The 13,397-nt window shown below is 67.9% G+C and carries 12 protein-coding genes; 6 read left to right on the top strand and 6 right to left on the bottom strand.

Translation table 11 applies throughout. The features are described 5' to 3' along the window. Positions 1-7: 7 nt before the first annotated feature. On the bottom strand, positions 8-1,135 hold the full coding sequence (rnd, locus tag CNR27_RS10485; RefSeq protein WP_096300561.1) for a ribonuclease D: 1,128 nt from the start codon (positions 1,133-1,135) through the stop codon (positions 8-10). A 91-nt stretch (positions 1,136-1,226) separates the two neighbouring features. Between rnd and CNR27_RS10480 the strand changes: the two genes are divergently transcribed. Both CNR27_RS10480 and CNR27_RS10475 read left to right on the top strand, forming a co-directional pair. Further along, positions 1,227-3,074 (top strand): formylglycine-generating enzyme family protein, encoded by a 1,848-nt coding sequence (locus CNR27_RS10480; RefSeq protein ID WP_096298568.1) that lies wholly within the window; start codon positions 1,227-1,229, stop codon positions 3,072-3,074. Between the two features lie 31 nt (positions 3,075-3,105). Then, complete coding sequence (locus CNR27_RS10475) at positions 3,106-4,029, top strand: M48 family metallopeptidase (protein ID WP_096298567.1); 924 nt, start codon at positions 3,106-3,108, stop codon at positions 4,027-4,029. Between the two features lie 27 nt (positions 4,030-4,056). On the opposite strand, the gene phbB (CNR27_RS10470) is transcribed toward CNR27_RS10475, so the two are convergent. From phbB (CNR27_RS10470) to gluQRS, 4 genes are all read right to left on the bottom strand, one after another. Beyond that, positions 4,057-4,803 carry an acetoacetyl-CoA reductase gene (phbB, locus tag CNR27_RS10470; RefSeq protein ID WP_096298565.1) on the bottom strand — a complete coding sequence of 249 codons (747 nt, stop codon included), beginning with the start codon at positions 4,801-4,803 and terminating at the stop codon, positions 4,057-4,059. Between the two features lie 66 nt (positions 4,804-4,869). After that, positions 4,870-5,397 carry a polyhydroxyalkanoate synthesis repressor PhaR gene (gene phaR, locus CNR27_RS10465; RefSeq protein ID WP_096298563.1) on the bottom strand — a complete coding sequence of 176 codons (528 nt, stop codon included), beginning with the start codon at positions 5,395-5,397 and terminating at the stop codon, positions 4,870-4,872. A 133-nt stretch (positions 5,398-5,530) separates the two neighbouring features. After that, positions 5,531-6,271 carry an acetoacetyl-CoA reductase gene (gene phbB, locus CNR27_RS10460; RefSeq protein WP_096298561.1) on the bottom strand — a complete coding sequence of 247 codons (741 nt, stop codon included), beginning with the start codon at positions 6,269-6,271 and terminating at the stop codon, positions 5,531-5,533. A gap of 54 nt (positions 6,272-6,325) precedes the next feature. Further along, positions 6,326-7,243 carry a tRNA glutamyl-Q(34) synthetase GluQRS gene (gluQRS, locus tag CNR27_RS10455; RefSeq protein WP_096298559.1) on the bottom strand — a complete coding sequence of 306 codons (918 nt, stop codon included), beginning with the start codon at positions 7,241-7,243 and terminating at the stop codon, positions 6,326-6,328. Between the two features lie 138 nt (positions 7,244-7,381). Between gluQRS and htpX the strand changes: the two genes are divergently transcribed. Further along, on the top strand, positions 7,382-8,287 hold the full coding sequence (htpX, locus tag CNR27_RS10450) for a protease HtpX (protein WP_096298557.1): 906 nt from the start codon (positions 7,382-7,384) through the stop codon (positions 8,285-8,287). 268 nt (positions 8,288-8,555) lie between these two features. On the opposite strand, the gene CNR27_RS10445 is transcribed toward htpX, so the two are convergent. Then, positions 8,556-8,885, bottom strand: a complete 330-nt coding sequence (locus CNR27_RS10445; RefSeq protein ID WP_096298555.1) for a DUF1244 domain-containing protein — start codon at positions 8,883-8,885, stop codon at positions 8,556-8,558. A 109-nt stretch (positions 8,886-8,994) separates the two neighbouring features. Here CNR27_RS10445 and folD point away from each other — a divergent pair, with 109 nt between their 5' ends. The 3 genes from folD to guaA all read left to right on the top strand — a co-directional run bounded on the left by folD (position 8,995) and on the right by guaA (position 13,135). Then, a complete protein-coding gene (folD, locus tag CNR27_RS10440; protein ID WP_096298553.1) occupies positions 8,995-9,870 on the top strand; it encodes a bifunctional methylenetetrahydrofolate dehydrogenase/methenyltetrahydrofolate cyclohydrolase FolD in 876 nt (291 codons plus the stop codon). A gap of 106 nt (positions 9,871-9,976) precedes the next feature. Then, the gene (gene guaB / locus CNR27_RS10435; RefSeq protein WP_096298551.1) at positions 9,977-11,434 is read left to right on the top strand and encodes an IMP dehydrogenase; all 1,458 of its coding nucleotides are present in this window, start codon (positions 9,977-9,979) and stop codon (positions 11,432-11,434) included. 120 nt (positions 11,435-11,554) lie between these two features. Further along, the gene (guaA, locus tag CNR27_RS10430) at positions 11,555-13,135 is read left to right on the top strand and encodes a glutamine-hydrolyzing GMP synthase (RefSeq protein ID WP_096300559.1); all 1,581 of its coding nucleotides are present in this window, start codon (positions 11,555-11,557) and stop codon (positions 13,133-13,135) included. Positions 13,136-13,397 lie beyond the last annotated feature (262 nt).

The following is a 13,397-nucleotide window of genomic DNA, read 5'->3' as shown; positions in this document are numbered from 1 at the left end:
TTGGCGATTATACGGATCCGTTCCGCGCCTCGCCAGTCCTTTCGAGCAGGGGCGCAAGCGCAGCTTCGAGCTGGCCACGACGCCAGCCCGACAGGGCACCGGGCCAGTCGGCGCCTTCGAGCATGGCCTCGAGCCCCTTGCGGGATGCGAGCACGCCATCGGGCAGGCCGAGCGCCGCGCTGCGCTCGGCGACTGCCTGCTGCAGACGCTTGAGCTGCTTGCGGTCGGGCTCCTCGCCGCGCGACAGCGGCATCTCCGCTTCGTCGGGCAGGGGCGTGGTCAGCGCATTCCAGATCACCGTGGTCAGCTTTCGCGGCGCCTTGGGATGCGCATCGAGGCGCTGCTGCAGGGCGGCCATGTCCGCCGGCGGATCGCGGGCGAGCAGGGTGGCGAGTTCATTGTCGAGGATCCAGCTGCGTGGACGGTCCTGGCTGCGCGCGTACTGCTCACGCCAGCGCAGCAGCCGCGCCAGACGGCGCTGCGCGTCGGCATCGAGGTACAGCCCGGCGCGGCCGCCGAGCTGCGGCCAGCGCTCGCCTTCCATGTTCCCCGCGGTCGCCACCAGGCGCGCGCAGTCCTCGGCCAGCCAGGCCGCACGGTCCAGCGCATCGAGCCTGGCGGCCAGCGTGTCGTGCAGATCGAAGAGATGCGCGACGTCGTCGACCGCGTATTCGAGCTGCGTGGCCGACAGCGGACGGCGCAGCCAGTCGGAGCGCGTCTCGCCCTTGGAAAGCGCGACGCCCAGCGTCTCCTGCACCAGGCGCTGGTAGCCCATGCCGGCGCCGGTGCCCGAGATCGCGGCGGCGATCTGGGTGTCGAACAGCGGCGCAGGCACGGCGCCGCAGGCATGGCCGAAGGCGACGAGGTCCTCGCTGGCGCTGTGCATGATCTTGAGGATGGCCGGATCGCCGAGCATGGGGCGCAGCGCTTCGGCGATACCCGGGGCAAGCGGGTCGACGAGCAGGACCTCGATCCCGTCGGCGGTCTCGACCGCGATCTGCACCAGCGCCAGCTGCGGCCAGAAGGTGCGTTCACGGATGAACTCGGTATCCAGGCCTACACGGGCCGGCGCGGACGGCAGGCGGGCCTGCAGCGTTGCCGGATCACTGATCCAGCAGGAATTGGGAGATGACATGCGCGCAGAGCCTAGCGGCGTGCGGGCATCGCGGCAATCGCCGTGATCGGCGCGCATCGCCGCCACTGGCGTGATGGCTTAATCTGCCGCGATGCGTTTTCGGGAGCCAGGTTTGCGCAGCATCCTCGTCGCCGCGTTGCTGTGCGCGCTCGTCCTTGCGGGCTGCCGCGACGAGCCTGTCGCCAGTCAGGTCGAGATCGGCGATGGCAGCGTCACGATCAGCGGCGACGATGCGGTCGTTGCCGCGCTCAACTGGACGCCCCCGGCTGTCACCCTGCCGGCGGAGGATCCCGAGGCGGCGCTCGTGCAGGCAGGCGAGGCGCTGGCCGCGGACGATCTCTACGCGACAGCTGATTCGGCAATCCCCTTGTACCTGGGGCTGGCCAGCGTGCCGGGGTATGAGCGCGCGTCCGCGCGCGGCCTGCAGCGCGCCCAGGCCCGGCTGCTCGAGCTCGGTGCGCAGGCGCTCGTCGAAGTCGACACACTCGACTCGGCGGCCGGCATGCGCGCCGCCCACGAGTTCGCTGCAGTCGCCCGGTATCTCGCGCCGGGCGATCCGGCGGTGGTGGCCTATCTGGAGCGCGTCGACCAAGCCGACCGCCTGCGGGAACTCAATCGCGCGGCCGAGCGCGCCCTGCAGGCTGGCGACCTGGGCGAATCGGGTGGCGGCGCGCTGGCGCTGTTCCGGCAGGTGCTGGCGGAGCGCCCCGGACAGCCACGCGCGATGCAGGGCATGGCCGCGGTCGAGAGCGCAATGATCCGTCGCGCCGAGCTCGCTGCCGAAGCGGCGGACTATCGCCTGGCTTCCGAGTGGCTCACGCACGCGGCGGACATCCGTCCCGGGTTTCCGACCGTCGAGGACGCGCGGCGCCGTCTCGAGGGCGTACGCGCGGCGCATGTGCGCCGCCTGCGGGACGAAGGCGTCGACGCCTTGCCCCGGATCAACGGTGTCAGCGTGGCCCGAGCACGCCTGGCGCAGATCATCGCGATCGCCGAGCCGGGCGACCCCGTCGCCAACGACCTGCGCGAGCGTATCGACCGGGCGGTGCACTACGGCGACTTCCGCCCCGGCCAGGTCTTCACCGATGCGCTCGAAGGCGGCGCGCGCGGCCCGCAGATGATCGTGTTGCCGCACGGCGGTTTCATGATGGGTGCGCTGCCGGGCGACGACGACGCCGCCGACAACGAGCGCCCGCGTCATGGCGTGCGCTTCGAACGCGGCTTCGCGATGGGGGTGCGCGAGGTCTCGGTCGGCGAGTTCCGGCGTTTCGTCGATGCCACCGGCTACCAGTCGCGCGCCATGCGCCGCGGCTTCTCGATGGCCTATGACGAGCGTACCGGCAACTTCCTGCGACGCAGCAACGTGGACTGGCGCTCGGACTATGTCGGTCGGCCTGCGGGCGACACGATGCCGGTCCTGCACGTCAGCGCCAAGGATGCGCAGGCCTACGTCGACTGGCTGTCCGCGCAGAGCGGGCATCGCTACCGCCTGCCGAGCGAGGCGGAATTCGAGTACGCGTTCCGCAGCGGCAGCAGCGAGCGGTTCCCGTGGGGCGAGGGCACACCCCCCGAGGGGACGGGCAACATGACCGGTGCCCTCGACCGCTCGCCGAGCGGCCGCAGATGGGGCAACGCGTTTCCGGACTACGGCGATGGCTACTGGGGCCCGGCGCCGACGGGCGCGTTCCGGCCCAATAGCTGGGGCGTTCACGACCTGGCTGGCAACGTCAGCGAATGGATGGCCGACTGCTGGCACGAGAACTATCGCCGCGCGCCGGAGGACGGCTCGGCCTGGATCAATCCGGGGTGCCGCAACCAGGTGATCCGCGGCGGCTCCTGGGCCAGTTCACCAGCGCAGACCCGCGCCAGCTGGCGGGCACTCGCGCAGGTGGACACCACCAATGCCAGACTCGGGTTCCGCGTGGTGCGCGAACTGTGATCAATGCCGGGCAACCGGTCCGGGAGAAAACATGAGACAGGATCCGTTCGGCCGCGACGACCGCCGCCAGAGCACGCGCCCCCCACGGCGTCGCTTCGGCATGCGCATCGTCATCGTGGCGCTGTTCGCCGCGTATGGCGCGTACTACTACTTCTCCAACCGGACCGTTGACCCGGTGACCGGCGAGAAAGTGCTGATCGACCGCTCGCTGGATATCGAGGACGAGAAGTCGCTCGGCCTGCAGGCCTACCAGGAGATCATGGGCCAGGAGCGGCCGGTGGATCCCGACAGCGAGGTCGCGAAGGAAGTGCGCCTGATCGCCGAGCGGCTGATCGCCAAGGTCGACGCCGTCGAGGCCGAGCTTGCGCGCGAGCACGGACTGGAACCGACCCGGTTCTCGGAGACCTTCGACTGGGAGGTCAATGTGCTCGAGTCGGACCAGGCCAACGCGTTCTGCCTGCCCGGCGGCAAGATGGCGGTCTACACCGGCCTGCTGCCCGTGGCGCAGAACTCCGACGCCCTGGCGGTAGTGATGGGGCACGAGATCGCGCACGCGCTGTTGCGGCACGGTGCGCAACGCATGGCCCAGCAGCGGCTGACCCAGATCGGCCAGATGGCGGGGTCGCTCAGCGGCATGGACCCGCAGCAACAGCAGATGGCGATGGCCGCGATGGGCTACGGCTATCTGCTGCCTTACGCGCGCAAGCACGAGACCGAGGCCGACAACGTCGGCCTGCTGCTTGCGGCCGCGGCCTGCTTCGATCCACATCAGGCGGTGCCGCTGTGGGAGCGGATGTCGGCCGCCAGTGGTGGGCAATCTCAACCGGAATTCGCCTCCACCCACCCCAACCCCGGTACGCGCATCCAGACACTCGAGGGCTTGATGCCCAAGGCGATGGAATACCGCGCGAAGTTCTGTGAGGACGCAGGCGGCGAAGCCGCACTCGCGCGGTGATCTCCCGCGCGTCACGGCACGCGGGCGTCAGAAGCCCATGAGCAGGCCACCGTTGACGGGCAGGTTGATGCCGGTGATGTAGCCGGCATCGTCGGCGACGAGGAAGGCGACGGCGCGGGCGATATCGGCAGGCTGGCCTACACGACCTACCGGCACGCTGGCGATGGTACGGGCCAGGACCTCGGGCGGCATCTGTGCGGTCATCGGGGTTTCCACATAGCCCGGCGAGAGGCTGTTGACGGTGATGCCCTTGGCCGCCACCTCGCGGGCCAGCGACATCGTGAAGCCGTGCAGCCCGGCCTTGGCCGCCGCATAGTTGGTCTGGCCGAAGTTGCCGGTCTGACCGCTGACCGAGCTGATGTTGACGATGCGCCCGAACCCGCGCGAGACCATGCCTTCGACCGCGGCCCGGCACAGGTGGAAGGCGCTGTCGAGATTGATCCGCAGCACCTCTTCCCACTGTTCGGGCGTCATCTTGCGCAGGGTCGCGTCGCGGGTGATGCCGGCGGCGTTGACGAGGATGTCGAGCCGGCCGTGGCGCCCCTCCACCTCCGCCACCGCGTCGGCGCAGGCGTCGGCATCGCCCACGTCGAGCGCCAGCGTCGTCACCGGCAGGCTGCCCATGTCGGCGGTGAATGCCTCCAGGCGCGTGGCATCGGCCGGAAGGTCGGCGGCCACGACGCGGATGCCACCGGCGGCGAGCCGGCTGCAGATGGCGCGGCCGATGCCGCCGAGGCCGCCGGTGACGAGGGCGACGCGTGCTGTCTGGGTCATGCGGATTTCCGGTTTACGGACACGAACACGGCGCGGAATCCGCGCCGTTCCGGACACTGCGCCGGATCAGCGGCCGCGCTTGGCCGGGTCGCGATCGGCCGGTCTGGCGCCGGGTACCGCAGCGCCGACCATCGTCTTCTGGAACTCCTTCCACAGCTCCAGGTTGCGCTCGGTCAGCTGGTTCATCATCGTCCAGGGGGTCTGGCCGAGCAGGCCGCCCATCTGCTGGCGGAACTGCTGCTGCTGGTCGAGGAAGGTCTGCATCGAGCGTTCGAGATAGTTGCCCATGAAGCCCTGCATCGAATCGCCGTAGAAGCGGATGATCTGGCTCAGCAGCTGTGTGGACAGCACAGGTTCGCCGTCGGACTCATGCTCGGAAATGATCTGCAGCAGGACCGAGCGGGTGATGTCGTTGCCGCTCTTGGCATCGCGGACTTCGAAGTCCTCGCCATCGACGATCAGCTGTCGGACATCCTCGATGGTGATGTAGCTTGAAATTTCCGTGTCGTAGAGTCGACGGTTCGGGTACTTCTTGATGATGCGCACGGCATTACTCATGAAGCCAACACTCTGATCCTTGATGCTGCGCAGCATGGCGCAGCCCGGTGGGGCACGCAACCGGCCTAAACTACTGAATGCGCGGTCTCGCCGTTCTTTTTCCTTTGGCGTGGATCGCAGCGCTGCGGACCGCTTCGAAGACTGCGGCTGGAGTGGGCCTCGGTTTCGATCACCAGCCCATGTGGTGGCCGCCGTTGATGTCGAGATTGGAGCCGGTGATCCACGACGCTTCGTCCGACACAAGGAAGTTCACCGCGTATGCGATCTCTTCGGGGCGCCCCAGGCGGCCGGTCGGGATGTCGGCCGCGATCTTGGCGCGCACCTCCTCGGGCACCGCCATCACCATGTCCGTGGCTACATACCCTGGTGAAACCGTGTTGACGGTGATGCCGAGCTTGGCGTTCTCGCGCGCCAGCGAGATCGTGAAGCCATGCATGCCGGCCTTTGCGGCCGCGTAATTCGCCTGGCCGTACTGGCCCTTGAGACCATTGATCGAACTGATCTGGATGATCCGCCCCCATTGGCGCTCGCGCATGCCTTCGATCACCGGACGGGTGACGTTGTAGACCGAGTTGAGGTTGGTGTTGATGACATCCTGCCACTGCATGGCATGCATCTTGTGGAAGGTGCCGTCGCGCGTGATTCCGGCATTGTTGATCAGCACATCCACCGGCCCGAGTTGCGCTTCGATTTCCCGCACCATGCGTTCGGCTTCGGCGTGGTTGGACACGTCGCCGGGGGCGATCGCGATCTCGTAGCCTTCGCTCTGCAGTTGCTGTTTCCAGGCCTGGGCCTTCTCGGCGTTGCGGTAGTTGGTAGCAACGCGATAGCCGTTGTCGGCCAGGCGCCGGACGATCGCCGTTCCAATGCCGCCGGTGCCGCCGGTAACCAGTGCCACGCGTCCGCTCATGCCGACCTCTTCTGTATGGGGTGATGTCGCCGATCCGGCAACGTGTGCCGCAGTCTAGGCATTGCCGATGACCGCTGTATTGTGCAGCGCATCAATGACCATATCGTGCTTCGGAACGCGTGTGATGTCGAAACATTCGGCCGCCGCGGCCAGGAACTCCGCGGGTGTGTCGGCGACGAGGGGAGACTGCCCCAGTACGTGCCAGGCACGGGCGAGTGCGGGCAGCGGATCACGCGGATCGACTGCAGTAGCGCCTGTCGACTTCGAGAGCTTGGCGCCCGTCGCATCGACCAGCAGCGGCAGGTGTGCGTAACGCGGCGTATGCAGGCCCAGTGCCCGCTGCAGCAGGATCTGGCGCGCCGTCGAGTCGAGCAGGTCGGCGCCGCGGACGACATCGGTGATGCCCTGGTCGTGGTCGTCGACAACGACGGCAAGCTGGTATGCCCAGAAGCCGTCCGCACGGCGCAGGACGAAATCCCCCACCTCGGTGTCGACTGCCTGGACCTGCGGGCCGCGGATCCCGTCGTCGAAGCCGATCGTCGTGCCCGGTGGCACGCGCAGTCGCACCGCGGGGTCCGCGCGTACCGACCTGGCGCGACATGCGCCGAGGTGGCGACCGCCGTCGATCGCGAGATCCGCGCGGCTGCAGTGGCATACGAACGCCCGGCCCTGCGTGAGCAACTGCTCGAGCACCTGCGCATAGCGCGCGTCGCGACGGCTCTGCACGAGAACGTCACCATCCGGGTGGAACCCGAACGCCGAGAGTGCGGCAAGTTGACCCGCTGCAGCGCCGGGCACCTCGCGCAGCCGGTCGACATCCTCGATGCGGACCACCCAGCTGCCGCCGGCCTGGCGCGCCATGACGTGGCTGCCGAGCGCGGCCACCAGCGAGCCGAGGTGCAGGGGGCCGGTGGGTGAAGGGGCGAAGCGGCCGCGGTAGGCCGCGAGTCGCGTCGGTAAACTGTCTGCCATGTGAACCGTCACGGGAGGGGCCAGCCGGCTGCGCTGCCGGTGAATTGAAATCGTGCGTTCATGCACGCAGATTGTCGCGACATGTTGCTCCCCGCATGCTTTCCGCCTGGCGCAGGCGTCACCCGATCAAGGTAGACAATGTTCAAGCGTTTCGCTCTTCTCATCGCCACCAATTTCGCCGTGCTCGCACTGGTGAGCATCATCATGGCGATCTTCGGCATCAACCCGTCCACATACGGGGGGCTGTTCGTGTTCGCCGCGCTGTTCGGCTTCGGCGGCGCGTTCTTCACGCTGGCGATCTCCAAGTGGTCGGCCAAGCGCGCCACCGGCGCCTACGTGATCAAGGACCCGCGCGACGAGGCCGAGCGCTGGCTGTTCAATACGGTGCGCCGCCAGGCCCAGCAGGCGGGGATCGGCATGCCGGAAGTGGCGATCTACGACGCCCCCGAGATCAACGCGTTCGCGACCGGCGCCAATCGCAACAACGCACTGGTCGCGGTGTCGACCGGTCTGCTGCGTTCGATGACCCGCGATGAGGCGGAGGCCGTGCTCGGCCACGAGGTCGCGCACGTCGCCAACGGCGACATGGTGACCATGACCCTGCTGCAGGGCGTGCTCAATACCTTCGTGATCTTCCTGGCGCGCGTGGTCGGCCGGGCGATCGACGGATATCTCAACGGAGGACGCGACAACGGCGGCGGTGGCTTTGCGTACTTCGCCATCGTCTTCGTGCTCGACATGATCTTCGGCCTGTTCGCCTCGATGATCGCGATGTGGTTCTCGCGCCATCGCGAGTTCCGCGCCGACGATGGCGGTGCGCAGCTGGCGGGCCGTCACAAGATGATCGCAGCGCTGGAGCGTCTGGCGCAGACCTACGGCCAGAGCACGCTGCCCAAGCAGGTCGCGGCGTTCGGCATCAGTGGTGGGGTCGGCTCCGGTATGAAGCGGCTGTTGATGAGCCACCCACCGCTGGATGAGCGTATCGCCGCGTTGCGCAATGCGCCGCCGGACAAGCACGCGGTGCGTCAGGGCATCGTCGCCTGATACGCACGCACTGAGTCAGCTGTCGCACAAGCCCGCCGAATGGCGGGCTTGTGCTTTCCGGATTGCGCGCCTGGGGGCGGGCGTGCCATTCACGGAGCCGGCAGGGACGCACGATGAGATCGGCAATGCCCTGCACCTCGCCGAGTCCTCGCGTTGCGAGCGGCGGCGACGAGTGAGGGATCGTCCCCCGTGACCACGCCGTTCGCTCCTCGCCAGTCGCCGATTGAATCGGGAAGCCGGCCGCCGGTTGGGCGGGGCGGGTGGCCTGTCAGCTGTCCGCGTGCTTCTCCTGCGCGGCCGCGAAGGCTGCGAGCTGCTCGGGAGTAGCTTCTTTCTGGTGCGCCGCCTTCCACTGCGCGAACGGCATTCCGTAGACCGCTTCGCGGGCGGCCTCCTTGTCGAGCGGCGCGCCCTCGGCGCTTGCCGCATCGCGGTACCAGTCGGCCAGGCAGTTGCGGCAGAAGCCGGCGAGGATCATCAGGTCGATGTTCTGCACGTCCGGGCGCGTCTGGTTCAGATGCGCAAGCAGGCGCCGGAACGCAGCGGCCTCGATGCGGCTGCGCGTCTCCTCGGACAGCGTGCGGGCGGTGTCGGCCATGGGAACTCCGGGTGCGGGGGAGCCGCACAGGATCGAGCCGCCGTCACGCATCTGCAAGCCGGGCGCCGAAATCGGGGACAATAGTCGGCCCGAACGCCCGACAGCCCGCATGACCGCCGCTGACCCCACCCCGGCCCGCATCCTCGACGGCAAGCGTATTGCCGACACCCTGCTCGATCAGCTGCGCATGCGCGTGGATGCGCGCATCGCCGGCGGTGGCCAGCGACCTGGTCTTGCCGTGGTCCTGGTGGGCGGCGATCCGGCGTCGCAGTCCTACGTCCGCAACAAGCGCAGGGCCGCGGAGAAGGTGGGCATCCAGGCCTTCGATTTCGACCTGCCGGTGGGAACGACGGAAGGCGAGCTCGTTGCATTGATCGACCGGCTCAATGCCGATCCTGCCGTCCACGGCATCCTGGTGCAGCTGCCGCTGCCCGGGATTCCCGATGCGAACGCCATCATCCAGCGCATCGATCCGCGCAAGGACGTCGACGGCTTCCATCCCGAGAACGTCGGCCGCCTCGCGCTGCGCCAGTTCGGCTTGCGGCCGTGCACGCCGCGCGGCATCACCACGTTGCTGGCGTATACCGACCGGCCGGTACGCGGCGCCAGCGCGACGATCGTCGGCGTCAGCAACCATGTCGGCAGGCCGATGGCCCTGGAGCTGATGATCGCTGGCTGCACGGTGACGACCTGCCACCGCTTCACGCCGCCGGACGTGCTGCGCCGGCACGTCGGCGAGGCGGACATCCTGGTGGTCGCGGTCGGCCGGCCGGCCCTGATCCCCGGCGACTGGGTCAAGCCGGGCGCCGTGGTGATCGACGTCGGCATCAACCGCCGCGACGATGGCCGCCTGGTCGGCGATGTGGGCTTCGATGCGGCTGCGCAACGCGCCAGCTGGATTACCCCGGTGCCGGGCGGGGTGGGGCCGATGACCGTCGCCACCTTGATGCAGAACACCATCGAGGCAGCCGAAGCCGCGGGTTGAGGCCGGGCCGCGGCCTGTCTTGAGACCGACTGTGCACTGCTGCGTTGCCCGCGTGACAGGGGCAAACGCGCTAGAATGACGCGCTTCCTCCTCCCCGGCACCCCGCATGCTGCGCATCCAGGCCGAAGCTCTTACCTACGACGATGTCTCGCTCGTTCCCGCCCACTCGCTGATCCTCCCCAAGGATGTCCGGCTGGCGACCCGCCTGACGCGCGAGCTGCGCCTGAACCTGCCCATCGTTTCCGCTGCGATGGACACCGTGACCGAAGCCCGCCTCGCGATCGCGATGGCCCAGCTCGGCGGCATCGGCATCCTGCACAAGAACCTGAGCGTCGAGCGCCAGGCGAACGAAGTCGCGAAGGTCAAGAACTTCGAAGCCGGCGTGATCCGCGAGCCCTTCACGGTGGGTCCGGACACCACGATCGGCGAAGTGTTGCGGCTGACCCGCGCACGCAACATCTCCGGCGTACCCGTGGTCGAAGAGGGCAAGCTGGTCGGAATCGTCACCGGCCGCGACATGCGTTTCGAGACCAAGCTCGACGATCCGGTGCGCAACGTCATGACCAAGCAGGACCGGCTGGTCACCGTGCGCGAAGGCGCCAGCGAGTCCGAGGTGCTGGCCCTGCTGCACAAGCACCGCATCGAGAAGGTGCTGGTGGTCAACGATGATTTCGCGCTGCGCGGCCTGATCACCGTCAAGGACATCCAGAAGGCGCACGACAACCCCAATGCCGCCAAGGATGCCGACGAGCAGCTGCTGGTCGGCGCCGCGGTCGGCGTGGGTGGCGACACCGAGCAGCGCGTCGAAGCGCTGGTCGCGGCAGGCGTCGACGTGATCATCGTGGACACCGCGCACGGCCACTCGCAGGGCGTGCTCGACCGCGTGAACTGGCTGAAGAAGACCTATCCGCAGGTCCAGGTGGTCGGCGGCAACATCGTGACCGGCGACGCGGCCAGGGCGCTCGAAGACGCCGGCGCGGATGCGGTGAAGGTCGGCGTGGGTCCCGGGTCCATCTGCACGACGCGTGTCGTCGCCGGTGTCGGCGTGCCGCAGATCACCGCGATCGACATGGTCGCCGAGGCGTTGCAGGACCGCATTCCGCTGATCGCCGACGGCGGCATCCGCTACTCGGGCGACATCGGCAAGGCGCTGGTGGCGGGCGCGTCGACGGTGATGATCGGCGGCCTGTTTGCCGGCACCGAGGAATCACCGGGCGAGGCCGAGCTGTTCCAGGGCCGCAGCTACAAGAGCTATCGCGGCATGGGCTCGCTGGGCGCGATGGAGCAGGGATCCAAGGACCGCTACTTCCAGGACTCGTCCGACGCCGACAAGCTGGTGCCCGAGGGCATCGAGGGTCGTGTTCCGTATCGCGGCCCGCTGAGCAGCATCATCCATCAGCTTGCCGGTGGCCTGCGCGCCACCATGGGCTACGTGGGCTGCGCGACGATCGAGGAGATGCGCACGCGCCCGAAGTTCGTGAAGATCACCGGCGCCGGGCAGCGCGAGAGCCACGTGCACGACGTCACGATCACCAAGCAGCCGCCGAACTACCAGGCGGGCTGAGTCCGCTGCATGGCGCGCCGAAACGGGATTCGCGAAAGCGGATCCCGTTTCGTATCCGCCTCCACGCCTATCGTTTTCCAGCGCTTCGAGCGCCGTCATTCCACCCAGAAGCCCATGCCGATGACCGACCTGCACAGCGACAAGATCCTGATCCTCGATTTCGGCGCGCAGTACACGCAGCTGATCGCCCGCCGCATCCGCGAGCTGGGCGTCTACTGCGAAATCTGGGCCTGGGACCACGATCCGGCCGAGATCGCCGCGTTCGCGCCCAAGGGCATCATCCTTTCGGGCGGTCCGGAATCGACCACCGAACACGGCTCGCCGCGCGCCCCGCAGCAGGTGTTCGATGCCGGCCTGCCGCTGCTGGGCATCTGCTACGGCATGCAGACGATGGCCAAGCAGCTTGGCGGTGAGACCGAAGCCGCCGACGCGCGGGAGTACGGCCACGCCGAGGTCGCCATCGTCGCCAAGGACAGCCTGTTCGAAGGCCTGAGCGACCATGCCGGCGCACAGCGTCTCGACGTGTGGATGAGCCATGGCGATCACGTCAGCGCCGCGCCGCCCGGGTTCACCGTCACCGCGAGCACCGAACGCGTGCCGGTCGCCGCGTTCGCCAACGAGGACAAGCGTTGGTACGGCGTGCAGTTCCATCCCGAAGTCACCCACACCAAGCAGGGCCTGGCGTTGCTGCGCCGCTTCGTGGTCGACATCTGCGGCTGCGCCACGCTGTGGACCGCGGCCAACATCATCGACGACCAGATCGCCCGCGTGCGCGAACAGGTGGGTGGTGACGAGGTGATCCTGGGCCTGTCGGGCGGCGTGGATTCGTCCGTCGTTGCCGCGCTGTTGCACAGGGCGATCGGCAAGCAGCTCACCTGCGTATTCGTCGACACCGGCCTGCTGCGGCTGGGCGAGGGCGACCAGGTCATGACGACGTTTGCCGATGCCTCCAGCTCGCATGGCCTCGGCGTGCGCGTGATCCGCGTCGACGCGCGCGACCGCTACTTCAGCGCGCTCGCAGGCGTGAGCGATCCCGAAGCCAAGCGCAAGATCATCGGCAACCTGTTCGTCGAGATCTTCGACGAAGAGTCGAACAAGCTCAGCAACGCCAAGTGGCTGGCGCAGGGCACGATCTATCCCGACGTCATCGAGTCGGCCGGCAGCAAGACCGGCAAGGCCCACGTCATCAAGAGCCACCACAATGTCGGCGGCCTGCCCGAGCACATGAAGATGGGCCTGGTCGAACCGCTGCGCGAACTGTTCAAGGACGAAGTGCGGCGCCTCGGCGTCGAACTCGGCCTGCCGCGCGAGATGGTCTACCGCCACCCGTTCCCGGGTCCGGGCCTGGGCGTGCGCATCCTCGGCGAGGTCAAGGCCGAGTACGCCGCCATCCTGGCCAAGGCCGACCACATCTTCATCGAGGAGCTGCGCAAGGCCGACCTCTACGACAAGACCAGCCAGGCCTTCGCGGTATTCCTGCCGGTCAAGTCCGTCGGCGTCGTCGGCGACGCCCGCGCCTACGAGTGGGTGATCTCGCTGCGCGCGGTGGAGACCATCGACTTCATGACCGCCCACTGGGCCCACCTGCCGTACGACTTCCTCGGCCGCGTGTCCAACCGGATCATCAACGAAGTCCGCGGCGTCTCGCGCGTGGTCTACGACATCAGTGGCAAGCCGCCGGCGACCATCGAATGGGAGTGATTTCTGCTCATCGGGCAGTGTCCTGGACTCCGCACTATCCACTGATGTGCGTTCGATAGAAGAAGACGGATTGGCCCGGTCTCTATCGGGCGCCATCGGTGCTCGGGAGCCGCCCTTGCAGCCCATGTGATGGGCATTTCCGCTCTTGATTTTCCAGCATCCAGGTATCGTCGGGGGCCATGCAGTCCCTGCCGGTACTTTTTTTTACTCCAGCGATCTGAAAGCCGACAGTTGTCCGTCAATACATGCCTGGCACGTCATG

It is taken from the genome of Luteimonas chenhongjianii, assembly GCF_002327105.1.
In the GTDB taxonomy this organism is placed as follows: domain Bacteria; phylum Pseudomonadota; class Gammaproteobacteria; order Xanthomonadales; family Xanthomonadaceae; genus Luteimonas; species Luteimonas chenhongjianii.
The sequence above is the reverse complement of the archived record's forward strand: the minus strand, read 5'-3'. Positions and strand labels throughout refer to the sequence as shown.